This window comes from Enterobacter sp. 198 (assembly GCF_009025585.1).
Classification (GTDB): domain Bacteria; phylum Pseudomonadota; class Gammaproteobacteria; order Enterobacterales; family Enterobacteriaceae; genus Enterobacter; species Enterobacter ludwigii.
The window spans coordinates 139,426-163,796 of sequence record NZ_WCIM01000023.1; the positions used below are offsets into that span (position 1 = coordinate 139,426).

Genomic DNA, 24,371 nt, shown 5'->3' on the forward strand with positions numbered 1-24,371 from the left:
GTGATAACGATTATCACTTCAACCCTCTGTCAGCAGGGGCATTGGGCTAAATCGCCCTTTTTGCATACTTTTATTAAGCATAGACCCTGTCAGCGGATGCGGGCGGGATGGATTTAATTGTTCATTACTTTGAAAAATAATGGGTTATCGAATCAGAAAAGCGGAGTAAAGGGGAAAAGTAAAATATGCATCGGAAATGCCTATTTTTAAGATAGATTTTATCCAGAGAAACGACGGGCAAAAAAAAAGGCCTTCAAGGCCTGCGGAAATTAATGATGAAAGGAGACAACAAAACCCTGTTCACGCCAGTGGTCAAGCAGTTCCTGCTGACGCGGCGTCGGCGCTTTACCGGTCCAGACGAAAATTCTTTGCCCAGGAAAAAGCTCCGGACGAGGGGAATCAATCGGGTCGGCCAGCACGTCAATATGCCATCCCTTCTGTGCCAGACGCGCAGCCTCAAGCCACAGGTGTGTCCGGTCATCGCACTCCCAGCCAATAAGCAGAGCATCTTTACCGGCTTTCTTACGTGACTCCGCCAGGCTTGCGACAGCAAACTCTATCAGCACACCGTCAAGCAGGCTCGCCATATGACGCACCGTATTTTGATCCTGATTCATTCGCTGACGAACGGGAGAAATAATATTATCGATAAGCGCATCCATCGCGTGATCGCGGCGGAACTCGCCTATTTTGGCGCGCAGCTTTGCCGGGCTGGCATAACGCAAAACCGTCATCATCTCTTCCTGGATTGATGCCCAGTTACCCTGAGTCATCACTTCTTTGTTTTCCAGCAAGCCTTTGACTTTGCCGACCGAAACGCCGCTTTTCATCAGGCGTTTGATCTCTTCAATACGCAGGATATCTTCATCGTCAAACTGACGATGGCCCCCTTCGCTTCGCTGCGGCTTCAACAATCCATAACGGCGCTGCCAGGCACGCAGCGTAACGGGGTTGATACCGCATCGTTCGGCCACTTCGCCGATACTGTAATAGGCCATTAACTCCCTCACGCTTAGAACTTCCATACCCAACCAGACCAACCTTATCAGATTGTACAAACCATTTGTATAACTAAGGCCTCTTTTTGAGCGGGTGAAGGGTATACAAGTTCCTTCACCCGTTAATGTATTGTTGTACAAATTTTGCCGCGCGTACAGTCAAGCTTGCAGGTTTATGTACAGCTTTCTCAAAATTCAAACTTCTTCTCTGGCCACGCGATCGCCGGAATTCCCCCGTGACGCGGGCTGGCAAACAGGTGCCCCTGGAACTGGGAAATGCCTGCAGACTCCAGCCACATCCACTCTTCAGGCTTCTCAACGCCGACGGCACAGAACTGGATCTCCAGCGAGGAACAGCAGGTGATAATCGCCTGAATGATGGCCTGCCGCGGGCCGCTTTTGTGCACATTCGCGACCAGATCGCGGTTAATCTTAATTCTGTCAGGCTGGAATTGCGCCAGTAACTGTAGACCGGCAAAACCGGCACCAAAGTGATCGATGGTTACGCTGATACCGGCACTTTTTAACTGCCTGACCGAATGGGTAAACTCTTCAAAACGGGAAATCGCTTCGCTCTCGGTGAATTCCACCACAATCTGCTCCGGCACAAAGCCATTTGCGTCAATGGCCGTCAGCAGGAAATCCACGGCGCCAGGCACGTTGACCAGCGTCATGGGCAGCAGGTTAATGGATAATGTCTGATCCTGTAATCCCAGAGCGCTCGCCATGGAGAGCGCAACCTGCTTGCTTTTCAAATCAGAGGCGTACACCTCTTCACGAGGAATTTGGGCAAAATAGGTTCCGGGCGATTCACCGGTGGGCGTGCGGATCAAGGCCTCCCAGGAGACGACCTGCTGCATAAACGGATCCACGATAGGCTGGAACGCAAAGCTGCAATCCGCGCCTTTAGCCACCACCTCCGGTTGCGCCGATAAAGGCGTCTCTTCCGGGATAAAATCCCAGGCATCTGCAGGGGGCAGTTCAAAATAGTTGGCTTTCTCCGTGGCCTCCACGAAGGTGCGGAAAAACTGCAGGGCGCGATCGCTATATGTCAGTTGATACCTGCTGGTGCCTTTGTCAAGAACCTGCTGAAGCACCTCTTCCCTGTCGAACTGACGCAAGTCAAAAAGCTCCATGCCAACCTTGCCGAAGCGTCGGGAGGGGCCGTGATCGCGCATCAGCTCCACCACGTTATGGTGGCGCGTGTCCTGGCAAATCTGCTCGTAAATGGATGAAACGTTTTCCGCTGGGCCTTCGAGCAACTGAAAAAAATGCGTGCCGTTAAACAGCAAGATCCCCGTGACATTGGATTGCCGGTTTTTACTATTTGCAGCAGCTACCATGTTTTCCAGCGCTTTCACTGGAACGTCCTCGCAGATATGACTGCGGTATATGATGGTTGTAAGCATGCTTATCCTGAAGGGGGTTAGGGGTTGGCCACAAAAACACGTCGGTAAACATCTGTTATAGCATATTAATTACGTGACAAATAATTTACATCTCAACCATTTACGGCACCTAACGCATCCGTTTCCTGCGTTGTACAACTTATCCATCACCGTGCGTATTGTACAATATATTCTGTAACGGAAATGCTTCATTTTCATGACCCAACCACCTGATAAACATAGAATTTATAAAATATATCACAATTATTTTAAAAAATTGTACATTTTCTATGTACAAATTTGGAAATTGTGTATACCTTAAATGTAACGTTAGTGATTACATTTTTTTACAGGAGCGAAACATGCAGCAGAAGGATTATGTCGCAGATTCAGCAGCAGCGATCGCGCACTACTTCGAGAAGGCCGCGCTTCCTACCCAACAGGAGACGCTCGGTCAGGTCGTGGTTGAGATTCTTAGCGACGGGCGAAATCTGAATCGCAAATCGCTCTGTACCAAACTCTTAAGCCGCCTCGAAAAGGCCGATGGGCCTGAAGAGGAACAGCATTACCACATGCTGCTTGGTCTGCTTTTCGAACGGTAATGTTATGAACAGCAGTGATGCAGACCGACTGATTGACCAGCTTATCGGTGAAGCCGTTCTTTCTCTTTTGAAAGAGCGAGGCCCCGTCACAACCGAAGCTCTGGTTCAGCGTCTGCGGGATATGAAAGCGCATGAAAAGGATCCCCAGCGGCGGGAGACACTTGCGATGGTGATTGCCGATATCGGTTCAAACAACATCGCCCTGAAACGTCGCAGAACCGCGCAAGGACGAACGGATAGAGAGGGATCTCTCAACGTTAAAAGAGACAATGTAGTGCCGTTATTTGGAAATGGAAAACCGTCCGATCCCAGAAAAATACATTGACTGCAATTTTACAGCTACGGTGAGAACAAATGAGACAAAATATTCAGCTTCAACCCGAATACCATTCCGCTTTTTTAGAAAGCGCGCTGTCGGAATATTTCCGTCACGCAGGCGATCGTTTTGCTGAAGAGTCCGCTGTTTTTTCTACTGCAGTACGCTGTGTTCTGGCTTCTGAAGGACACCTGTCCAACAAAGCGATCATTTTGTGGCTGATCCAGACGCTGGAATCCACAAACGACGTTGTGCAGGCAGATGTCATTCGTAAGACCCTGGAAATCGTTGTGGGTCACACCATGGACGATCTCTAAAAACCCTCCCCTCTGTGAAGGCTAACGTGTCATCGTCAAAACTGACGATCGGGCTGACGATGACACGTTCCCTCCTCGTATAACACCCTGTAAAACATACAAAGTAAATGTGGCATGGTTCCTGCTTACTCCCGTTTACGGGACTGGGCTACCCAGTCAACTTTGCTTCATTTCTTAACAGGTCTGTTATTGATGAAAAAAATCGCCAGCGTCTGCCCCTACTGTGGTGCAGGCTGCAAATTAAACCTTGTCGTCGAAAATAACCGTATCCTCCGTGCCGAAGCGGCCGAAGGCGTAACAAACCAGGGCACCCTGTGCCTGAAAGGCTTTTATGGCTGGGACTTCCTGAACGATACGCGTCTGCTTACCCCCCGTCTGACTCAGCCCATGATCCGCTACCACAAGGGAGAGGCTTTTACCCCCGTCACCTGGGAAGAGGCTATCCGCTATACCGCCCATAAACTCAGGAGCATAAAAGAGCAGTATGGCCCACGGTCCATCATGACCACCGGTTCCTCCCGGGGAACAGGGAATGAAACGAACTATGTGATGCAAAAATTTGCCCGTGCAGTGCTGAATACCAACAACGTGGACTGCTGCGCGCGCGTCTGTCACGGCCCTTCTGTTGCCGGGTTACAGGAAACCCTCGGCAACGGTGCAATGAGCAATTCCATTAACGATATTGAAAACTCAAAATGTCTGCTGGTGTTTGGCTATAACTGCGCCGATTCGCACCCCATCGTCGCCCGTCGGGTCATAAAAGCCCGCGAAAATGGCGCGAAAATCATCGTCTGCGATCCCCGTCGCATTGAAACCGCACGCATTGCCGACCAGCACCTGCAGCTGAAAAACGGCAGCAACATGGCGCTGGTCAATGCGTTTGGCTATGTCCTTCTGGAAGAGGAGCTGTACGACAAAAACTACGTCGCGCGCTTTACCGAAGGGCTTGACGCTTATCGGGAAACGGTCAAAGACTACGCGCCCGAAAACGTCGAACAGCTCACCGGCATTCCAGCCCGGGATGTGCGTCAGGCGATGCGGACGTTCGCGGCTGCGCCTTCCGCCACCATCATGTGGGGCATGGGCGTAACGCAGTTTGGTCAGGCTGTAGACGTGGTCAAAGGTCTCTCCAGCCTGGCGCTGCTGACCGGAAATCTTGGTCGACCTGCCGTCGGCGTTGGGCCAGTACGTGGTCAAAACAACGTTCAGGGCGCGTGTGATATGGGCGTTCTGCCCAATATGTTCCCGGGGTATCAGGACGTTACGGACCCGGCGGTCCGGCAGAAATTCGCCACTGCCTGGGGAATCGATGTCGGGATTATGGACAAAGAGGTTGGAACGCGTATCACCGAAGTCCCTCACCTTGCGCTGGAAGGTAAGGTAAAAGCTTATTACATCATGGGCGAGGATCCGCTGCAGACTGAAGCCGATCTGGGGCTGGTGCGCCGCGGTTTTGAAGCACTCGATTTTGTGGTGGTTCAGGACATCTTTATGACGAAAACGGCGGAAGTGGCGGATGTTCTGTTACCTGCCACATCGTGGGGAGAACACGGTGGCGTCTTTACCTGTGCCGACCGTGGTTTCCAGCGTTTCGGTAAAGCCATTGAGGCCAGCGGCAACGTGAAACGGGACTGGGAGATCATCAGCCTGCTTGCTACCGAAATGGGCTATCCGATGCATTACACATCCAACCAGCAGATCTGGGACGAGATGCGCGAGCTCTGTCCGCTATTCTATGGCGTGACATACGAAAAAATGGGTGAAATGGGCCATGTGCAATGGCCGTGTCCAACGCTCGATCACCCGGGGACGCCGTATCTCTATAAAGATAACCAGTTCGATACGCCGAGCGGCAAAGGCCAGCTTTTTGCGGCAGCCTGGCGCGCGCCAGCCGAGATACCGGACGAAACGTATCCGCTGGTGCTCTGCACCGTGCGCGAGGTCGGCCACTACTCCTGCCGTTCAATGACCGGCAATTGCGCCGCGCTGCAAAGCCTTGCCGACGAACCAGGCCGTGTACAAATGAACCCCCTTGATGCGGACAACCTGGGCATTAAAGACGGACAGCTGGTGTGGGTGCATTCCCGTCGGGGCAAAGTCATTACCCGTGCCAGCATCAGCGAGCGCATCAACGCCGGTGCGGTTTATATGACCTACCAGTGGTGGATTGGTGCCTGTAACGAACTGACGCAGGATAACCTTGACCCGGTCTCCAAAACCCCAGAAACCAAGTATTGTGCGGTTAAGCTTGAGGCGATTGAAGACCAACGCTGGGCGGAAGACTTTGCGGCGTCGTCTTATCAGACCATGAAGACGCGGTTAATCACGGCAGTAAACGTCTGAGGAAAAAGAGGCTCGCCACGGCGAGCCTCGTTATACGTTAGCCAATGAGCAGCAGGCACGAGAGGTCGTCCCCACCGTTAATCTTATCGATAGCAAAATCCATACGGGCATCAATGGTCTGATTGTGCAGGGTCTTTTCTGAGAAGCTGGCGATGGTTTTCATGACCATCTGCTGGTCCAGTTGTTCATCCATTGATTTGACGCTCAGGAAAACTTTCAGGTAGAAAAAGTCCAGAACGATGCGATAAAACTGACGCATAATGGTGGCAGTATTCTTACCCGGGAAATAGCCGCTGTAGAGTTTGTACAACAGATAGTTGCGTAATACGTACGGCTCTGACAGACAGGATTCCTGGCAAAGTTTCCCCCACTGCTGGTTAATCGCGTCGAATTTCTGCGCCAGCCTGGCGGGATCGCTGTCATGGCTGAAATTCAAAAAGTCAGCAATTTGCCGATGCCCTTCGTTGATATACCCATCCCGTGCAGAATCTCGCGCCACGTTCGTGCCGAGGATCGACAACGCCAGATATTTCATCGCATTTGATCGCCCGACATTGCTTTCAGAGAGCAGCGATTTACCGCTCTGCAACGCTTCCAGCAAGGCTTCGTAAAAGCGTTCAACCTGCTCATACTGATTGTGCAAATCGAAGTTCACATGCTGTAAGGTCAGGATCAACTGAGCCAGCGCCATCAAATTTTCTTCAACATTCCTCGCTGGCGACTGGATTATTTTCCACGCAAGGAGATGAATGACCTGGCTGCTTTGAGGCATAGACTGGCGCTGACCAATCAGATTGGTTTTATAAACGGCCAGCAGTTCATCCTGCTCCTGCAATAACATCGCATCGGGGTCGAAGAGAACCCGCCTGACCACTTCCGGACATGAAAGGGTCATGCTGTGGCGAGTTTCATCCAGATAGCGGGTGGAGCTTCGGGGATAAGTACTGCAGGTGTGCGATAAGGCACTTTCACCTAAATCACGGTGTACCATACAGAGCTTATTTTCATCGATAAACGGACACTCCCCATTTTCATCCAGTTTAATACGGGAATAGTTTACTTTGCCTTTACGCTGCAGAATCAGATTGTCTTTGGCTATTGCAGCGATACCGGGATGCGTTGATGAAAGATATTTTTGATGTGTTTTTTTATCAATGGAAATTGTCCAGCCGCGGCAGCAGGAAATTAAACATTCCGGCCCCACACACTTGAACCTGGTCACAAAAATCGGTTTCAGGGTTTTATGAATTTGCATCGCTAATTAATCGTTATATAAAACGTAAAAATAACATGCTGCAGATGCAACTCTAAAGTTTCATAACCGAACACTTGTTTCCGTTATTCCTGTCATCAATAAAAGTGCCTTTACGCCTCCAGACAGGGGCGGTCCTGGAAACCCTGTCTCACAGAATCACGAAAAATATTGGGGGTGCCGTTTTTCTTCACCATCCTGTTGAGCAGCGCGATAAGCTCATAATCACTTCGCAGGTTAAATTTTTGCATGATCATGTATTTGTGCGCAAAAACGGTCTTATAGCCGATCTGTAACGCGTCTGCCGTCTGCATAACGGATAAGCCTTTATACAGGTTCATGACGATGCGTATTTGCTGCGGTGATAATATTTTATGCTCGCAATCGAAACAGGACGTTTTCTGCAGCACATGTCCCTTCAACTGCGCTTTACGCCACGCGCACCATACCGTCTCGCCAATCATGTCAAGAGAGGCCCTGCGGGAGATGAAAATAATATCCTGATAACAGGATTGCGACGCCGTAGACCGTTGCTCATCGTCAACCCAGCCGATCACAATGCCTTTTTGCCGTGACTGTAATTCCGGAAAACAGGTCAGGGTTTCTCCCTGGCATAAAGAGAGGACAATAATATCCGCCGTGCTGACGTTATGCGGCGTCATTTCATAATCAAAGTGAATACAGTCATTAAAATTACGCCAAAAGAAATCCATAAAAAAATACTGCAGACCAGACTGAAATAACGAATCCGTCTCGCTAATTAAAATATTCAACATAGACCACACCGACGGGAAGCAAAAATGCGCGTGAAATCCCGCGCGACTTAATTGTATTGCAGCGTAATGACCACCACTGCGCTGAGGGTGCCGGCCGTCGCCCTGCCTCCGGTGGATATAACCGCAGCCTGCATGGCCATCTTCGCCGTCCGGTCTGAGGCGACATATTCCGTCATGCTGGAGCCGTTCCCTTTCAGTATGCCACTTCCGGCCTCGCGCATTGCTATCGCCACGTGGGTGGCCGTACCGCGGTTAATGTAATAGTCGGCGCCGGCAACAGGGTCGGGTGTACCCGTAAAGGTAGCGGTGACGCTACGCGTCCCCACCGGACATTGGGTAAATAACAGATCAAACGTAACCGGGTCTGAGGATGATCCTGGCGTCACCATATTACTCGCCTGGATATTGCCCAGATTAATATCGAGATTCGTATTGCCGTTATTAAACAGGCAGGGTGAGGCCACGATATTTCCGGTGACCCCGATATTTACGCTGTCTGCACATAGCGCTTTGCCGCACAGTAAACCTGACACAAGCAACGCCGCGGGAATTATTTTCATCATCTCACCGGTTATTGATAGGTTATCGTGAGCGTGGCTGACGCATTTGCCGAACCTGACTCCACGGTGGTTAACGTCTGGTAATAGCGCGCGGTTAGCGGAAGCGTCTCCTGTCCTCCCGCAGACTGTTTTAATAACAGGCGACCGCTCATTACTAAAGGAGAACCGTTATAAAGTAGCTGAACCCCTACCCCTTTTGCCGTACCGGCATTCCCCTGACCGGTTAATGCCATGACGCTGGTATTGGCGCTGTCCGGATTTTGCATACCGCTGAGTGACACACTGATATTGGTGCCGGCACTGCAGGTTAACCCCAGATTTTGCGTATTTTGGGCGCCGGATGGCGTGGTTCCAATAACGGAGCCAAACGATGAGGCCGGAATATCGCCTATCGGGAACGTCAACTGCGCCGTCGTTATCGTGCATGCCAGCGCATTAATTGTGCCGTCAGTTAACTGGACCGTCAGACCGTCACGATAAACACCGTCACTTCCCTGAAGCGCCACGGTTCCGATAACGCCCGGCGTTAAAGCGCCCGACGTTACCGGGCCGGTCACCACCAGCTCAACTTTTCCACCAAACCAATCCACATACGACGTCACCGCGTTATACGAAAACGTGTAAGCCGGGTTTTCAAAATAATTCCCCGAGGAAAAGCGAATACCAATACCGCTGACATTGGTGGCATAAACATGGTTACCGTAGCTGCTCAGGTTCCCATTGTTATATCGCATACTGAATCCCAGCATCAGCGGGTTAGAACATCCCGTTAAATAGGTTCCCGTTGATGAGGCGGCGCGAGAAAAAATAATGGTGCCCACGGGGGCATCACGCTGCACGTTAATCGTGCCCACAGATATCGTCGATATTTGCGGCGTGATGGTTGTACAGGTGCCGGCACGGGCGCTATTCCACCCGCTCAGTAAACAGAGCAGGATCAGAGATAAAGCAAATTTCATTTTTAACCTTCCTGGCGGCAAAGCGCGTTAACGTCGGTTATTCCGCCGTAGGTGGGTTGTGCAGGCAGGCTAAACTGCGCGCGGCACTGCTGACCGGGTTGATTTCCCCAGGTTGCCACGATTTCTCCCTGTCCGGGCAGTCCCGTTAAATAGACCTGACCACGGTCGCCCACAATAAAGCTGCTGTTGCTGTCGCCTTTGAGCGTGACGACCGCACCAAACGGAACGGCATACTGCCCGTCGGACAGGGTCATTAACACCCGGCGCCCGATTTTAGACACATAATCGGCTTCCACTATCGCCCCGCGGGTCGGTGTTACGGTGCGCGTATTAATCTCAAGTTCCACGTCATCCGGCATAGTTTCCGGCTCAAGGGTGATGTCGTTTTTTCGGTATACCGACAGATTGTTAACCACCGTATACCCGCGGAAATCCGTACGAACCCCGGGTTGATTGCGAATATCGACACCGTGTGCACCCGGCGCTTTCACCAGGATATTGGTTTCACCGAGCGGCTGCGAAAGCGTGATGCCGTCACGGTGAGCAATGACGCCCCCCTGCAACCCGTAATTCAGGCGCTCGCTGTGTTTGTCGTAGCTGTAGCCCGCGACAATTTCGCCATAGGTGCCTTTATAGTCGCCGTTCAGGTTGCCGGTATTTCCCTTGCCCTGTGTGCCATAACCTTGCTGCACGTTCCAGTTCAGGGCACTGTTTTCCAGAGACACGCCGTTCAGCCCGACCACGTGCGTCGTGCCGTTGTGCTTACTGGCGTTCATGCCATAGTTAGCCCAGGTACGCGGCAAGAATTTGTCCAACGGTACGCTGACGTTAAAGGCCAGCAACCGATCGTGGTCCGCGTTTTGTGCGCTCCCGCGTCCATTCTTGCTGTAGGTCCAGGTCAAACCGTAACTGACGTTGTTCCAGTCATTGTTGTAGCCCACGCTCCAGGAGGCCATCGCCTGACCAGAATTCCAGTAATCTTCGCGTGCGGCGCTGAGCGTCAGTGAACCCAGCGCGCCGCCCAGCGCCTGGCTCATGGTCAGTTCAGCACGGTTACGCCGCCGGTCCTGCAGGGCACTGCTGTCGCCGTAGGAATCCAGCACGTCCTGCATCCCGTAATAGCCACGGGTTGAATATCGGTATCCCGCAATTGAAAAGTTTGTCCCGGTCTTCGCCATATTTTTGCTGTAACGCGCGCGCAAGGACTGACCGGATGTTTTGTCGGTGTTATTCGGCGTTGACCAGGCCTGGGTCACGTCGGCAGAGATCGCGCCGATATCCCCCATGTTTTTACCGATGCCAAACGCCACTGAACGGTATTTATCAGACCCCTGCATCCCACCGTAAAGGGTGATGCCGTGCTGAATCCCATAAATACCGGTGATTTGACCAAAAGACGTTTTCTCCACGCGGCTGTTGTAGGCACGATACTGCCCGGCCGTCACCGCATACTTCAGTCGTCCTTCCCGCTGCAGGACCGGCAGCGAGGCATAAGGCAGCGTGAAATGCTGCTCACTCCCGTCAGCCTCTTTGATGGTCACATCCAGATCGCCTGCGCCGCCGGTGGGATACATGTCCGAGATTTCAAACGCGCCTGGCGCCACGTAGCTCTGATAAATTTGATAACCATTCTGGCGGACCACCACCTGCGCATTGGTTCGCGCGATGCCGCGGACCACGGGCGCATAACCTTTAAGAGAGTCCGGCAGCATGTCATCATCCGAGGCCAGCTGACCGCCGCGAAATGGCATACTGTCGAAAACATCCGCCGGTGCGGTACTGTCCCCAATAATCAGCTGTGCTTTCAGCGGAATGACGGCGCGCTGCGCATAGGTATATACGTTGTCCCACCGATCCTCACCGGTGGAATCCCGAGACCAGGTGGTGTAATTACGTAAGCGCCACGGCCCGATATTGACCCCGGGGCGCAGGTTGGCGTACTGGCTATCATTCTGGCTGCCGCGAGTGTTCTTCGCCCACGCGTTTGCGCCGCTCAGACTGTAATTAAGCATGGCGGCATTAATCCCCTCATCCCACATCTCTGGCGGAACCGCGTCCCTGGCAGGCAGGTCGATGGCGGCCTGAGGAATGCTGATCACCAGCCGCTGTGCGCCAAACTGAAAATCGCTACTGGCCTGCGGGATCGCCTGAAGGTTTGCGCATTCACCGTTGTTCGCCGCCAGCTGCGGGAAAAGCGTGGTTCTTACGCCCCACTGTTTTAACTGGTCAAGGCTCAGGCACGGCTGGAGGACGTCATTGCCCTTTTCGTCTTTTACTGCAGTAAAGGTGATATCGCGGGTCGCCATTAGCTGGTCATCAAGAACAATATCGACGTGATAGGTGCCGGGTGCCTGCGATCCGGATTCAAATGCCGATAAATCGGTTCTCCCCCTTCCTGGATTATCAAGTTCAACCAGTTCGGCATTAAATGTCTCACCGGCAAAAAGCGCCTGCGATGAACCTGCAAGTATTAATCCGATCACTGTCGCCAGGGGTGCAGGTCGAGCCCGAAAATAGTGTATTGCCATCGCTTTTAACTCATTTATGACAGGCAATGCCCGCGTTTCACCGGTTATAAGGTTGCCTGATGCGCGCCCCCAGGGCTGCCAAAGTCATTAATCACTTTAAACGTCAGTACACTGCCGCTGGCCCCCTGCGGTAACGTGAAACGGACTGAGCCACCGGGTAAGACATACGACACGTCATCGATTTTTTTACCCCCAAGGGTGATTTCATTAAAATTGATGACATACGCGGTCGGGTTATTAACCTGAAGTTCATTCCCGGTTCTGCGCCAGCATAATTGACTGGCCTGTTCGTCAGGCGTGGACGCGTGCAACTCAGCGGGCCGATAAATCAGTTTGATGCGCGTTTTAACCGCAATTTGTAATGCGTTCATCTGCGTTGAGGCAGACGGAATCGCTTTAATATTCAGCCAGAATAAACTTTCCCGATCCTGAGGCAGTGCCCCCGTCATCACGATGCGCTCAACGTTTTTTTGCCCGCCATCCAGACGATACAAAGGCGGCGTAATAATAAAAGGCACCTTGCCTGACGCCCCTTCCTGCACGTCGATCCATGACTGAATTAAATACGGCGTACCATCAGGGTTATTCACACTGAGTGACGTTTCCTTTTTAGCGCCATCAAAAATAATGCGCGTACCACCAATAATGACGCCGGCATGAGCCGTTGACAGCATCAGAGATAACAACGCTGTTGCCAGTAAAGGGGTTCTGAAAAAATACATTCTGTTCCTCATAAAATTGGGGGCCGGGGCGGCCCCGACGTTCAGGCAAAAGAGCTAGTTATAAACCACCGAGAAGTTGGCGACAGAATTCGCCGGGCCTGCCGTGACGCTGGCCGTGGTCGAAATATACTGGGCATAGAAATTGAGCGTGTTGTCTGCGGAGCTGCTGAGCATGTAGGTGTAACCATTGCTGCCATGCAGAGGCAGGTCGGCTTTATCCGCGGTCATCAGGTTGATCGCCACGCCCGTTGCAGCCCCCGCCACGGAGGTGTCAATCGCCAGAAGATTGCTATTAGACGCATCCGGAGTACCGTCAAAGCGCACTTTGGCATTCGTGACCGAGACCGGACAGTTTTTCAAAATAATATCGAATTTCGTTGCCGCGGTTCTCGCCCCCGTCGCGGTAAACTCTGTTTTATAATAATCCCCAAGTACAACCACCTGGTTCTGCGATGCCACATCAACATCACAGGCAGAATCCAGAATATTTCCGTTAAAATTAACGGTACCTGCAGCGGCAAACGCATTGGCCATTGTCAGTACGGAACCTGCTGCGATCGTTGCCAGAAGAAGTGTTTTTTTCATCATGCTATATCCTGTATCACTTTATTTATTATTAACATTCAGACAAAAAGACGCGTCGGTTTTTTCACCCGCTTAATGTTTTGCCTTTTACAGACAGCAGCGAAAAAAAATGAAATAACTTTATTTCATTAAACGTCTGAAGACGCATATGACTTGCTGTCGATGAAATAAAATTTATACAACCCCGTTGACGTCGACAATCATTTTTGGAGTCTTTCCGTAGACCCGTAATTAACAAAAATAAAACATTGTAAATAAGGAATACCTTATGCATATAACAGGCAGTCTATTAATAGACCGGAGTGTTAAGATCATTAAATTCAAAATGTTAGTCAGGATAATATTGAAAGTCTACTTTTAGACCTGTGCTGCATATTCCCGTAGTCGCTGTTTTTTAAGATAATTCTCTACGCCGGTCAACCATGATCGCAATGAAAGCAGTGGAGCACCTTATGAACACGCGAATGACAGCGGTCCTCACCGATGTAAAATCTACCGTACTGGATTTAAAGCCGTATGCCCATATTGATAAGTTAATCAGTACTGTGCTGCCTTTTACGGAAAGGCATATTCTCGCGAAAGGCGAAATTATCCAGTATCACAATAATGATGTTCGCCTCTGTTTTTTGCTGTTACACGGCAGCGTTGCGCTGCATCGTCGTGGCGATGGTATTGTTTTAAACTCAGAATCCTCACCTTTTATTCTGGGTGTCAGCAGCCAGTTCTCCTCTGAACATCTGTACGTCAGAGCGCTTGAAACCTCAGAAATAGCGCATGTCTCTCTGGATAATTTTAATAAGATCGTGGCGGAAAAAAACTTATGGGAACACTTTTCAAAGCTACTCATCTATACCGCCTCCCGGGTATACGAGCACTGCGCGCAAATATCGCAGATGTCAGCCTATGACATTATCCGGTTTCAGCTGGTCGAACTGATGCAGGAGCCAGAAGCCGTACGGAAAAACATCACGGCGGCAGCGTATATCAAGAGTCGAACCTACCTTTCACGCAGTGGGATTATGCGTATTCTCGCGGAACTGCGTACCGGAAAGTACATCACGATGGAGCGTGGCGTGCTGCTGGAAATCCGTCATTTACCACGTAAATACTGATTGGCCTCGTGTTTACGATAAGGAGTAACGCTATAATCAGGGGGGTTATCGCTACGGGTTATAGGTTATGTCCTCTACTGAAAAAACGCATCGTGGTTCTCCTTACGCGCGAGAACTGATTTCATTCCTGCAACCCTACTGTACCACGCGCAATGTCGCTCCCGGCGAACAGCTGGATCTCCAGGTTAATGGCCAGAGCGTGTGCTATTTGATCCTCGAAGGCACCGTTGCTATCTACCGCAGAAGCGACAACATGATGCTCACCACCGCACGTAGCCCGGCGCTTTTTGGCCTCGCCAATCTGACAGATATCTACTTCAATGATTATCTTAAAACCGTGACCCCCTGCCTGACGGGTATGCTTACCACCGCTCAGGTAGAAGCCGTTATCAAAAAGAATGGGTTATGGGGGTTGTTGTCTAAGCACCTGATGTTTGTTTATAACCGGCTATACAATAATGTGATGCCTCAGGGCGCGCCCACGGCCTATGAGATGATTCGCCAGCAATTGATAAAGCTGATGGATGAAGATGAGAGTTATCGCAACGCCATCACCGCAGAGCGGTATATTCGCGAAAAAACCCAGCTGTCGCGCAGCGGGGTGATGCGTATTCTGGCGGATTTGAAAACAGGCGGGTTCATTGAGATAGAAGATGGCAGGCTCGTTAAAATCAATAAACTGCCTGCCCGGTACTGAACGTCAGATACAAAAAAGACCGCTGACGCGGCCTTTTTTTTACTGTCACGATCAATGGACGTGAACGCCCAACCGCCAGGCAAAGTAGATCTCTTCTTTAAGCTCATTTGAAGAGAGCGCCAGCAAATCTGTGAACTCCAGTTCAAGCTGTTTCAGCTTTTTCAGGTACTGCGCCGGAGACAGGTTGCTTTTATCACGACGTAAATATTCAATTGCCAGCTGTGTTGGGGTTATTTCAGTATCCATGATGTCCTCGCTTATGTACAAAACCTGACCAGTATATCACAAGAGGCTGGCTAGTTTTTGACCAAAGGCAAAACATCTGAAAACTTTACACGACCGCCGTCGTCAGTCGCGACGAGCAGCAGAGCCGATCCTGCTCGTCAAGAATGTCAATCTGCCACACCTGATGGCGGCTACCGGCGTGTAGCGCGCGACAAACGCCGCGCACCCGTCCACTTCGCACCGAGCGAATATGGTTCGCGTTCACCTCCAGCCCGACGACCTTTTGCTCCCCTTCGGTGCAAAGATAGCCCGCCACGGACCCCAGGGTTTCGGCCAGCACGACGGATGCGCCGCCGTGCAATAAACCAAACGGCTGATGCGTGCGATGATCGACAGGCATCGTGGCCTCCAGTTCATCCTCGCCAATACGCGTGAACTGAATGTCCAGCAGCCCTACCATATTCCCCTCGCCCATGGCATTCAGCGCCTGCAGCGTCACGGCTCGTTTCCAGATCATCCAATTATCTCCAGTAAGGCCTGTAATGGGTGACGCACCCCGTTCCCTTCAACCCGTTTCACCTGGCTTCGGCAGGAGTAGCCCGTAGCCAGACAGCGGTTCCTCGGCAAACGCTGCATCGCCTGATGCCACGACAACTCATAGATACCGAGCGAGTTCGCGTGGTTTTTCACTTCGTGCCCGTAGGTACCTGCCATGCCGCAGCAGCCCACGTTGACGCTCTCAAGCTTCGCCCCGAAGCGGGCAAAGATAGAAGCCCACTGCGCCGGGGCGCCCGGCAGTGCCGTCACTTCCGTGCAGTGACCGAACAAATACCACGATTCACCGCTCACATCCTTCACGGTCGCCTGTTGCAGCGCCGCCGGCAGCCACTCGTGCACCAGCATGACGTGGAAATCACCACGTTGCTCCCCCAGCGTCTGCTTATACTCATCGCGGTAGCAGAGCACCAGCGCCGGATCGACACCGACCATCGGCATCCCTAGCTGCGCCACCCGGTTGAGGAAGTCAGCGGTTTTCCGCGCCGTTTTCGCAAAACGGGTAAGGAAACCTTTAATGTGCTGCGCTTTGCCGTTTGGTGAGAACGGCAGTACCACCGGCTGATAGCCCAATTTTTCTACCAGACGGATAAAATCGGCCACCACCTGGGCATCGTAATAGCTGGTAAACGGATCCTGCACCACCAGCACCAAATTGGCTTTCTGCTCAGGGGTCAGCGCCTCAAGCTGCTCCAGCGTCATGTTCGCCGAGCGGTGCCCCACGAGCTGACGCTGTAGCGAAGGGACTGACAGCAGCGGCAGGTCCACCATCCCGATATGTTTTTCGGAAAGCTTTCGCACCAGCGGCTGATTGATGAAGAAGTTAAAGGTCTTCGGCGCACGCGCCATCAGCGGGGCATAGCTCTCCACCGTCGCCACCAGATGGTCACGCATTGGACGCAGATAGCGGGTATGGTAAAGCTGCAGGAACCGTGAGCGAAACTCCGGCACATCAATCTTGATCGGACACTGGGTTGAGCAGGCTTTACAGGCCAGGCAGCCGGACATGGCCTCCTTCACCTCGTGGGAGAAATCATACTCGCCTTTGTTCGCATGCCAGCTGTTGCGGGTACGTTCAATCAGCGAGCGCAGACTGGCGCGTTTTTCCGGTAATTCCTGTTCCAGCTTCAGCGGATCAACCCCGCGGTCGGCCAGCAGACGCAGCCATTCGCGGACCAGCGTCGCGCGGCCTTTGGGCGAGTGAATGCGGTTACTGGTAATTTTCATCGACGGACACATTGGGCTTTTCACGTCGAAGTTGAAACACAGACCGTTACCGTTACACTCCATTGCACCGCGCCAGGAGGCGCGCACCGCAATCGGGATTTGTCTGTCATAGGTGCCGCGCTTGACGGCGTCCACCTGCAGCATTGGGGCATCGACGCCCTCTGGCGGGCAAATTTTACCCGGGTTGAGACGGTTATCCGGATCGAATGCCGCTTTGACCTTACGCAGTTCAGCGTAGAGCGTTTCACCGAAGAACGCCGGGCTGTACTCCGCGCGGAACCCTTTCCCGTGTTCTCCCCAGAGCAGGCCGCCATATTTCGCGGTCAACGCCACCACATCGTCGGAGATCTGTTTCATCAGGATCTCCTGCTGCGGATCGCACATGTCCAGCGCCGGACGCACGTGCAGCACCCCGGCATCCACGTGGCCGAACATGCCGTAGCTCAGACCGTGGCTGTCCAGCAGGGCGCGGAACTCAACGATGTAATCCGCCAGATGCTCAGGCGGGACGCAGGTGTCTTCAGCAAAGGGAATCGGTTTGGCAGCCCCCTTCGCGTTGCCCAGCAGCCCCACCGCTTTTTTACGCATCGCGTAAATACGCTCAATGCCGGAGAGTTCGCTGCAAAGTTGCCAGCCAATGACCCCACCTTCGCCTGCTGCAATCAGTTCGTCCAGCCGCTGACAGAGCGTGGTGACCTGGCTTTCAATCAGCGCTTCGTCATCGCCGGCAAATTCAACGATGTTGAGACCCAACATCTCTTTATCAGGTACATCGGTGATAAGCTCACTCACCGAGTGCCAGACGATGTCTTCCCGAGCCAGATTAAGCACTTTAGAGTCGACGGTTTCCACCGACAGCGCCCGCGCGTCAACCATAAAGGGTGCATTTCGCAGGGCAGAATCGAAGGAGTTGTATTTGACGTTCACCAGCCGACGCACTTTCGGCAGCGGCGTAATGTCCAGCCGCGCCTCGGTAATAAATGCCAGCGTCCCTTCGGAGCCGGTCAGCACGCGGGTTAAATCAAACTGCGTCAGGTCATCGTTAAAGACATGACGCAGATCATAGCCGGTTAAGAAGCGGTTCAGTTTAGGGAATTTGTCGAGGATCAGCTGGCGGTTATCGCGACAGCGCTCAAGCACGGTGCGGTAAATCCGCCCGTTGGCCGTGTTGTCTTTACCCAGCGTTTCCGCCAGTTCGACCGGCATCGGCTGGGTATCCAGGATATCGCCGCCCAGCAGCACCGCGCGCACGCCAAGAACGTGATCGGAGGTTTTACCGTAGACCAGCGACCCCTGCCCGGAGGCATCGGTGTTAATCATCCCACCGATTGTCGCACGGTTGCTGGTAGAGAGCTCGGGGGCAAAGAAGTAACCATAAGGCTTGAGGTACTGATTAAGCTGATCTTTGATGACGCCCGCTTCGACACGCACCCATCCTTCTTCGGGATTGATCTCAATGATGCGGTTCATATAGCGCGACATATCAATGATGATGCCCTGGTTCAGCGCCTGACCATTGGTGCCGGTGCCGCCGCCGCGTGGCGTGAACACCAGCGAGGTAAATCGCTCCTGCGTTGCCAGTCGCGCAATAAGCGCCACATCGGCCGTTGAACGGGGAAACACGACTGCATCGGGAAGAAGCTGGTAGATACTGTTGTCGGTCGCCATTGTCAGCCTGTCGGCATAATGCGTGGCGGTATCCCCTGTAAAACCCTGTTGCTCCAGTGCCTGCAAAAAATTAAGCACCAGCTGAACGACGCCAGGTGCCTGAGAAATCTGTGGGATCATTACTGTCGACCCTAATTAGAGGTGTGAAATCGTTTGCGTGTATCGTAAAAGTTTTATCACATTTTTTTCTTATACGCTCTGCAGAATTACAGGCAGAATTCGCCTGTCAAAAATCGCTGAAATCATTAATGATTAGAGAATCGCGGTTTTCCGTTCCCGCCAGCCACGCTGGTGTTCAATTAAGGAAAGTTTCATTTATGGTCAATCTTCGCCAGCCCAGGGATGTTGCGCAAATTTTGTTGTCGGTGCTGTTCCTGGCCCTCATGATTATTGCGTGTTTGTGGATCGTTCAACCCTTCATTCTCGGCTTCGCCTGGGCTGCAACCGTTGTGGTTGCCACCTGGCCTTTACTGTTACGGTTGCAGAAACTGCTCTTCGGACGTCGTGGGCTGGCGGTCCTGGTGATGACGTTGCTGTTGTTCCTGCTGTTCATTATTCCCGTTGCGCTGCTGGTCAACAGCCTTGTCGACTCCAGCGGCCCGGTGATTCGCGCCGTGACCAGTGGCGATCTGACGCCGCCGGATCTCGCCTGGCTTAACAGCATTCCGGTTGTTGGCGCAAAACTTTACAGCGGCTGGCATGGCCTGCTGGAGATGGGTGGCAGCGCGCTGATGGCGAAAGTGCGCCCGTATATTGGCACCACTACCACCTGGTTTGTGGGTCAGGCAGCGCACATTGGCCGCTTTATGATGCACTGTACGCTGATGCTGGTCTTTAGCGCCCTGCTGTACTGGCGCGGTGAGCAGGTGGCTTTAGGCGTGCGTCATTTTGCCACTCGCCTGGCGGGCAAACGGGGTGATGCCGCGGTTCTGCTGGCGGCGCAGGCCGTGCGCGCGGTTGCGCTTGGCGTCGTGGTAACGGCGCTGGTTCAGGCGGTGCTGGGCGGTATTGGTCTTGCGATTTCTGGCGTGCCGTACGCCACCGTCTTCACCGTGGTCATGCTGATGACCTGCCTTGCGCAACTGGGTCCGTTGCTGGTGCTGGTACCCAGCATTATCTGGCTGTACTGGACCGGTGATACCACGTGGGGCACCGTTCTGCTGGTCTGGAGCTGCGTGGTCGGCACCATGGATAACGTTATTCGTCCCATCCTTATTCGCATGGGCGCAGACCTGCCGCTGATCCTTATTCTCTCAGGCGTCATTGGTGGATTGATTGCCTTTGGGATGATTGGTCTGTTTATTGGTCCGGTGCTTCTGGCCGTGACCTGGCGTCTGTTCTCCGCCTGGGTGCACGAAATCCCGCCTCCGGGAACGGACCCGGACGTGATTTTGAGCGAACTGGAAGAGCTGGAAGATAAGAACAAGCAGTAATGGACAGGCCGGGTAACGCAGTCGCGTACCCGGCCTACATATTCCCCTTCAATACTTAAACGTTGCTAAAGTATTTATTCGTTGTGCACTGGTCAGACCCGCTATTACGGCTCTAAGTCCCCTATTAACCTCAAGAAATCTTTACGTCTCTTTAACTATTGAGACGAATCTGATCGACGCTAAAAGCTGACATGCCTACTATTAGGACACGGTTATAAATCAACACCTTGATTTATAAGCATGGAAATCCCCTGAGTGAAACAACGAATTGCTGTGTGTAGTCTTTGCCCATCTCCCACGATGGGCTTTTTTTTATCCTGATTACGCGCGGCTGACGTCACAGGTGCTGAGCATCCGCCATTCCGTTGACAATACACGGGTTTCCCCGGTCACATTGACCGTCACCACCTCGCGAATATCCGCCGACGATGCACCAATCTGCAGCTCAAATTCACCCGGCTCGACGATCCGTTTGCCGTCACGACGGGTAAAGTTGAACATCTCAACGGGCAACGTAAAGGTGAGCGTGGCGGTTTCACCCGGTGAGAGCGTGACGCGCTGGAACGCCTTCAACTCCTGCAGGGGCCGCACCTGCGTGGCGACGTTATCCCGCACATAGACCTGTACCACCTCGCTGCCGCTGCGCTCACCGCTATTGGTGATATCCAGGCTTACGACCACCTCGCCGTCGATCGGAACGCGGGGTTCAGCCACGCGCGCCGCTCCCCAGCTAAACTGCGTCCAGCCGAGACCGAAGCCAAAGGGATAGCGGGAGCCGAAATGGAAAGCAAACGGTGTGCCGCCACTTTTGAGCTTGTGGTTGTAGTAATAGGGCATTGCTCCCGCGCTTTTCGGCACGCTGACCACCAGACGCCCCTGCGGTTCAGCGCGGCCCGTTAATACATCCGCAATCGCCCAGCCGCCCTCCTGCCCTGGTGCCCAGGCCATCATCAGCGCGGCGACGTTATCTTCCAGCCCCTGAAGGTTGTAAGGCCTCCCGCCGGTCATGACCACGATAACCGGCTTGCCGGTGGCCACCAGCGCAGCCAGCAATTGTTGCTGTACGCCCGGCAGATTCAGAGAGTCGGTATCAGAGCCCTCCCCGACGGTTCCGCTCTGGAATAGCCCGGCGAGATCGCCAACGCAGGCCACCACCACGTCACTCTCCTGTGCGGCTTTTACGGCTTCAGGGATCAGGTCGGTACGCTGCGAAACCGGAGATTGCTGCATAGGTTTACCGCCGCTGTCACCCGGAAACACCGGCGCACCCGCCATCCGTTTTTCGATAATGTGACAGCCTTTGGCATAACGTACCCGCGAGGCCCCCAGATACTGCTCAAGCGCCGCGCGCGGTGTCGTGACCTGCGAGGTCTCTTCCACCATGTCGCTAATAATTAAGTGCACCGGAAAACTGTAACCGCTGAGGAGCGCCAGCGGATCGTCTGCCGTTGGCCCGACGACCGCCACGCGAGGGTTGCCGCCGAGGGGCAAAATGCCGTTATTCTCAAGCAGCGTCAGCGAACGGGTCGCCACTTCCCTTGCAACCTGACGCGTTGCCTCATTTTGCAAATCGATGCCCTGTTCATCGGCATACGGTTTTTCAAACAAGCCAAGACGGAATTTTTCGGTCAGGACGCGTGCCACTATTTCATCGACTTTCGCCATGGAAATCAGTCCGCGCTCAACGGCTTCTGCCAGATGACGCGCGCAGTCATCTTTTGGTAGTTCGACATCCAGCCCGGCATTGAAGGCCAGCGCTGCAGATTCGGCGGCATCGTGCGAGATGCCATGATGCTGGTGCAGCAGGCTCACGCCGCCGTAGTCCGCAACGATGATCCCATCGAACCCCCACTGTTCACGCAGCACGGTTGTCATCAGGAAGTGGTCGCTGTGTCCGGGCTGGTTATCGATATCGTGATAGGCAGGCATCACCGAACCGGCATTGGCCAGCTTCACCGCCATCTCAAACGGCAGCAGGAAGGTGTCGTTCAGTTCGCTAAGGCCCAGATGCACCGGCGCGTGGTTGCGTGCCCCTTCGCTGAAGGAGTGGCCCACATAATGTTTGAGCGTTGCCAGAAGATCGCGCTTATCGCCCTGCAAACCCTTCACGTATGCCGTGGCCATCACCCCCACCAGCCACGGGTCTTCTCCGAAGGTCTCTTCGGTGCGTCCCCAGCGAACGTCGCGAGAGACATCCAGCACCGGGGCCAGCCCCTGCTGGCAGCCAACAGAGCGTGCTTCTTTGCCAATCTGTTCTGCCGCACGCTGCACCAACTGCGGATCCCAGGTCGAACCGTAGTTCAGCGACGACGGGAACAGCGTGGCATCTTTGCACAACAGCCCCACCAGGCACTCTTCATGGAACAGCGCCGGAATACCGAGGCGCGTCTCTTCCATCATCATGCACTGCAGGCGGTTAGCGGCACGCACGCCTGTTTTCGCATCAACAATATGGGTGCCCAGTGGACGCGTAATCTGTCCCACACCCAGTTTCAGCCGTTCGCTAAGCGCAGCCTGTTCGCTCACACCCGCGAATTCATCGCTCAGATCGCTGCGTTCGCGGTGGTTACCGTTTTCATCGAGGATCAACCAGTAGGCATGCATCTGGGCGAACTTCTCTTCCGGGGTCATGCGTGCCAGTAGGTCGGCGACGCGTTCATGCACGGGACGTCCCGCGTCCTTATAAATCGCAGTCATGTGTTACTCCTGTATTGCGGAATGGGTGGCCGGGGTGAGTTGTCCTGTCTCGTCTCGCACCTCGCGTTTGCTGGCCAGCTCGCGGGCGATGGAATTGACGAGCTTGCTGTTGAGTTTGTAAATGGTCAGCAGCGCGACCATACAGAGGAACAGCACGCAGGGGATGAGGGTGAAGAGCGCATTAATGGTAGAGAGCACGTGCGGTGCCTGGGTTGCCTGACCGGGCGCATAATCCACCATCCCGAGAACCCAACCGACCACCGCCCCGCCCAGCGCCAGACCAAATTTGATGGCAAACAGCGCGGTAGAAAAGACCAGACCATCCAGACGACGGCCGCTGCGATGCTCCTCATAATCGACCACATCAGAGAACATGGTCCACTGCAGCGGCGTGGTCAGGTTCTGAATAAAGCTAAAGATAATGTTGAGGCCAAAAATCAGCCAGATCTGCGAAGGCGGCAGAAAGAAAATCAGCGCGCCGAAAATCACGAAGGAAATAATGGTCCACTGATAGGCACGGACGCGGTCAAATTTCCCCAACAGACGTTCAGATAATAATGCCCCCGTTAAGGACGCCACCATCCCGGAAACAATAAAGGCAAATACCAGCTCCGGGCGCAGAAGCACATATTTCACGTAATACATGGTGGCAGAACCACGCGTCACCACTGCGGTTAACAGCAAAATATTAAACAAGAAAACAATTCGCCACTGGCTATTTCCGGCCAGCAGTTTTAAATCGCCGATCATCGAACCCGAGGTGTCATTGCGAGGGGAATAACGCTCGCGGGTCATCAGGAAACAGCAGAAGAAGAGAATAATACCCAGCAGGCCCATCATGCTCATGGCATAGAAATAGCCTTTCTGAACGTTGCCCTGGCCTAACAGCGAGACCAGCGGTAAGGCGATCACCGTCACAATCAACCCGCCGATGAACGACAGGCCGAAGCGCCAGGACTGCAGCGAGTGACGCTCACGCGGATCCAGCGTCAGCGCCCCGGGCATGGCGCAATACGGGACGTTAATCGCGGAATAAATAAGGCTTAAGATGGCGTAAGTAACGCAGGCATAGACGATTTTCGCCGCCGGCCCGACGTCCGGTACATAGAAGGTGATAAGGCAGCTTACGCCAAATGGGATGGCAAACCACAATAGCCAGGGACGAAAGCGACCGTGCCGTGTCTGGGTGCGGTCGACCAGCGCGCCAATGCAGGGGTCGACAAAAGCATCCACCACGCGCACCACTAAAAACATGGTTCCCATGATGGCCGCCGGCAAACCGAAAACATCCGTATAGAAATAGGCGAGAAATAAGGTTGCCGTTTGCCAGACCAGCGCACTGGCCATATCACCTAAGCCATAACCTATTTTATCTTTGGTACGCAATACAGAGGAGATTGTCATTGTTATT

21 protein-coding genes and 1 other RNA gene are annotated in these 24,371 nt (G+C 53.2%); 8 read left to right on the forward strand and 14 right to left on the reverse strand.

The features are described 5' to 3' along the window. Window positions 1-269: 269 nt before the first annotated feature. The gene (locus tag F8561_RS15295) at window positions 270-998 is read right to left on the reverse strand and encodes a MerR family transcriptional regulator (protein ID WP_020884367.1); all 729 of its coding nucleotides are present in this window, start codon (window positions 996-998) and stop codon (window positions 270-272) included. Window positions 999-1,186: 188 nt separating this feature from the next. Continuing rightward, complete coding sequence (locus F8561_RS15300; protein WP_014169734.1) at window positions 1,187-2,407, reverse strand: diguanylate phosphodiesterase; 1,221 nt, start codon at window positions 2,405-2,407, stop codon at window positions 1,187-1,189. Between the two features lie 341 nt (window positions 2,408-2,748). Here F8561_RS15300 and ycgZ point away from each other — a divergent pair, with 341 nt between their 5' ends. The 4 genes from ycgZ to fdhF all read left to right on the forward strand — a co-directional run bounded on the left by ycgZ (window position 2,749) and on the right by fdhF (window position 5,964). Further along, window positions 2,749-2,988, forward strand: coding sequence for a regulatory protein YcgZ (gene ycgZ / locus F8561_RS15305; protein WP_020884368.1), 240 nt, complete (start codon window positions 2,749-2,751; stop codon window positions 2,986-2,988). 4 nt (window positions 2,989-2,992) lie between these two features. Further along, window positions 2,993-3,313: a hypothetical protein gene (locus F8561_RS15310; RefSeq protein ID WP_020884369.1), complete on the forward strand. Its 321-nt coding sequence runs from the start codon at window positions 2,993-2,995 to the stop codon at window positions 3,311-3,313. 29 nt (window positions 3,314-3,342) lie between these two features. Then, window positions 3,343-3,621 (forward strand): biofilm development regulator YmgB/AriR family protein, encoded by a 279-nt coding sequence (locus F8561_RS15315; RefSeq protein ID WP_014169732.1) that lies wholly within the window; start codon window positions 3,343-3,345, stop codon window positions 3,619-3,621. 192 nt (window positions 3,622-3,813) lie between these two features. Beyond that, complete coding sequence (fdhF, locus tag F8561_RS15320) at window positions 3,814-5,964, forward strand: formate dehydrogenase subunit alpha (protein ID WP_151887663.1); 2,151 nt, start codon at window positions 3,814-3,816, stop codon at window positions 5,962-5,964. A 37-nt stretch (window positions 5,965-6,001) separates the two neighbouring features. Here the strand turns inward: fdhF and fliB are convergent, their stop codons facing one another. From fliB to F8561_RS15355, 7 genes are all read right to left on the reverse strand, one after another. Further along, entirely contained in the window at window positions 6,002-7,219 is a 1,218-nt protein-coding gene (gene fliB / locus F8561_RS15325) for a flagellin lysine-N-methylase (protein ID WP_044859405.1), read from the reverse strand. Between the two features lie 110 nt (window positions 7,220-7,329). Further along, entirely contained in the window at window positions 7,330-7,992 is a 663-nt protein-coding gene (locus F8561_RS15330) for a helix-turn-helix transcriptional regulator (RefSeq protein WP_138013765.1), read from the reverse strand. A gap of 47 nt (window positions 7,993-8,039) precedes the next feature. Continuing rightward, a complete protein-coding gene (locus F8561_RS15335) occupies window positions 8,040-8,552 on the reverse strand; it encodes a fimbrial protein (RefSeq protein ID WP_032670431.1) in 513 nt (170 codons plus the stop codon). 11 nt (window positions 8,553-8,563) lie between these two features. After that, window positions 8,564-9,511, reverse strand: a complete 948-nt coding sequence (locus F8561_RS15340; protein WP_138013764.1) for a fimbrial protein — start codon at window positions 9,509-9,511, stop codon at window positions 8,564-8,566. A gap of 2 nt (window positions 9,512-9,513) precedes the next feature. Further along, window positions 9,514-12,039: a fimbria/pilus outer membrane usher protein gene (locus F8561_RS15345; protein ID WP_151887664.1), complete on the reverse strand. Its 2,526-nt coding sequence runs from the start codon at window positions 12,037-12,039 to the stop codon at window positions 9,514-9,516. 44 nt (window positions 12,040-12,083) lie between these two features. Beyond that, complete coding sequence (locus F8561_RS15350; RefSeq protein ID WP_151887665.1) at window positions 12,084-12,761, reverse strand: molecular chaperone; 678 nt, start codon at window positions 12,759-12,761, stop codon at window positions 12,084-12,086. Between the two features lie 54 nt (window positions 12,762-12,815). Beyond that, on the reverse strand, window positions 12,816-13,346 hold the full coding sequence (locus F8561_RS15355) for a fimbrial protein (protein WP_020884377.1): 531 nt from the start codon (window positions 13,344-13,346) through the stop codon (window positions 12,816-12,818). A 452-nt stretch (window positions 13,347-13,798) separates the two neighbouring features. Here F8561_RS15355 and F8561_RS15360 point away from each other — a divergent pair, with 452 nt between their 5' ends. Then, window positions 13,799-14,458: a winged helix-turn-helix transcriptional regulator gene (locus F8561_RS15360; RefSeq protein ID WP_020884379.1), complete on the forward strand. Its 660-nt coding sequence runs from the start codon at window positions 13,799-13,801 to the stop codon at window positions 14,456-14,458. Between the two features lie 67 nt (window positions 14,459-14,525). After that, window positions 14,526-15,155, forward strand: a complete 630-nt coding sequence (locus F8561_RS15365) for a winged helix-turn-helix transcriptional regulator (RefSeq protein ID WP_020884380.1) — start codon at window positions 14,526-14,528, stop codon at window positions 15,153-15,155. 51 nt (window positions 15,156-15,206) lie between these two features. Here the strand turns inward: F8561_RS15365 and F8561_RS15370 are convergent, their stop codons facing one another. The 3 genes from F8561_RS15370 to F8561_RS15380 form a co-directional block, all read right to left on the reverse strand. After that, window positions 15,207-15,401 (reverse strand): YdiH family protein, encoded by a 195-nt coding sequence (locus tag F8561_RS15370; protein WP_003857766.1) that lies wholly within the window; start codon window positions 15,399-15,401, stop codon window positions 15,207-15,209. Between the two features lie 85 nt (window positions 15,402-15,486). After that, window positions 15,487-15,897 (reverse strand): 1,4-dihydroxy-2-naphthoyl-CoA hydrolase, encoded by a 411-nt coding sequence (gene menI, locus F8561_RS15375; RefSeq protein ID WP_020884381.1) that lies wholly within the window; start codon window positions 15,895-15,897, stop codon window positions 15,487-15,489. Then, window positions 15,894-18,950, reverse strand: coding sequence for an FAD-binding and (Fe-S)-binding domain-containing protein (locus F8561_RS15380; protein WP_151887666.1), 3,057 nt, complete (start codon window positions 18,948-18,950; stop codon window positions 15,894-15,896). Before F8561_RS15380 ends, menI begins: the two co-directional genes overlap by 4 nt. A gap of 197 nt (window positions 18,951-19,147) precedes the next feature. Here F8561_RS15380 and ydiK point away from each other — a divergent pair, with 197 nt between their 5' ends. Further along, window positions 19,148-20,263 carry an AI-2E family transporter YdiK gene (ydiK, locus tag F8561_RS15385; RefSeq protein ID WP_020884383.1) on the forward strand — a complete coding sequence of 372 codons (1,116 nt, stop codon included), beginning with the start codon at window positions 19,148-19,150 and terminating at the stop codon, window positions 20,261-20,263. 208 nt (window positions 20,264-20,471) lie between these two features. Further along, window positions 20,472-20,579, forward strand: an RNA gene (gene rprA, locus F8561_RS15390) — antisense sRNA RprA. 5 nt (window positions 20,580-20,584) lie between these two features. On the opposite strand, the gene F8561_RS15395 is transcribed toward rprA, so the two are convergent. Both F8561_RS15395 and F8561_RS15400 read right to left on the reverse strand, forming a co-directional pair. Beyond that, the gene (locus F8561_RS15395; RefSeq protein ID WP_151887667.1) at window positions 20,585-22,960 is read right to left on the reverse strand and encodes a glycoside hydrolase family 3 N-terminal domain-containing protein; all 2,376 of its coding nucleotides are present in this window, start codon (window positions 22,958-22,960) and stop codon (window positions 20,585-20,587) included. A 3-nt stretch (window positions 22,961-22,963) separates the two neighbouring features. Next, on the reverse strand, window positions 22,964-24,364 hold the full coding sequence (locus tag F8561_RS15400; RefSeq protein ID WP_151887668.1) for an MFS transporter: 1,401 nt from the start codon (window positions 24,362-24,364) through the stop codon (window positions 22,964-22,966). Between the last annotated feature and the right edge of the window lie 7 nt (window positions 24,365-24,371).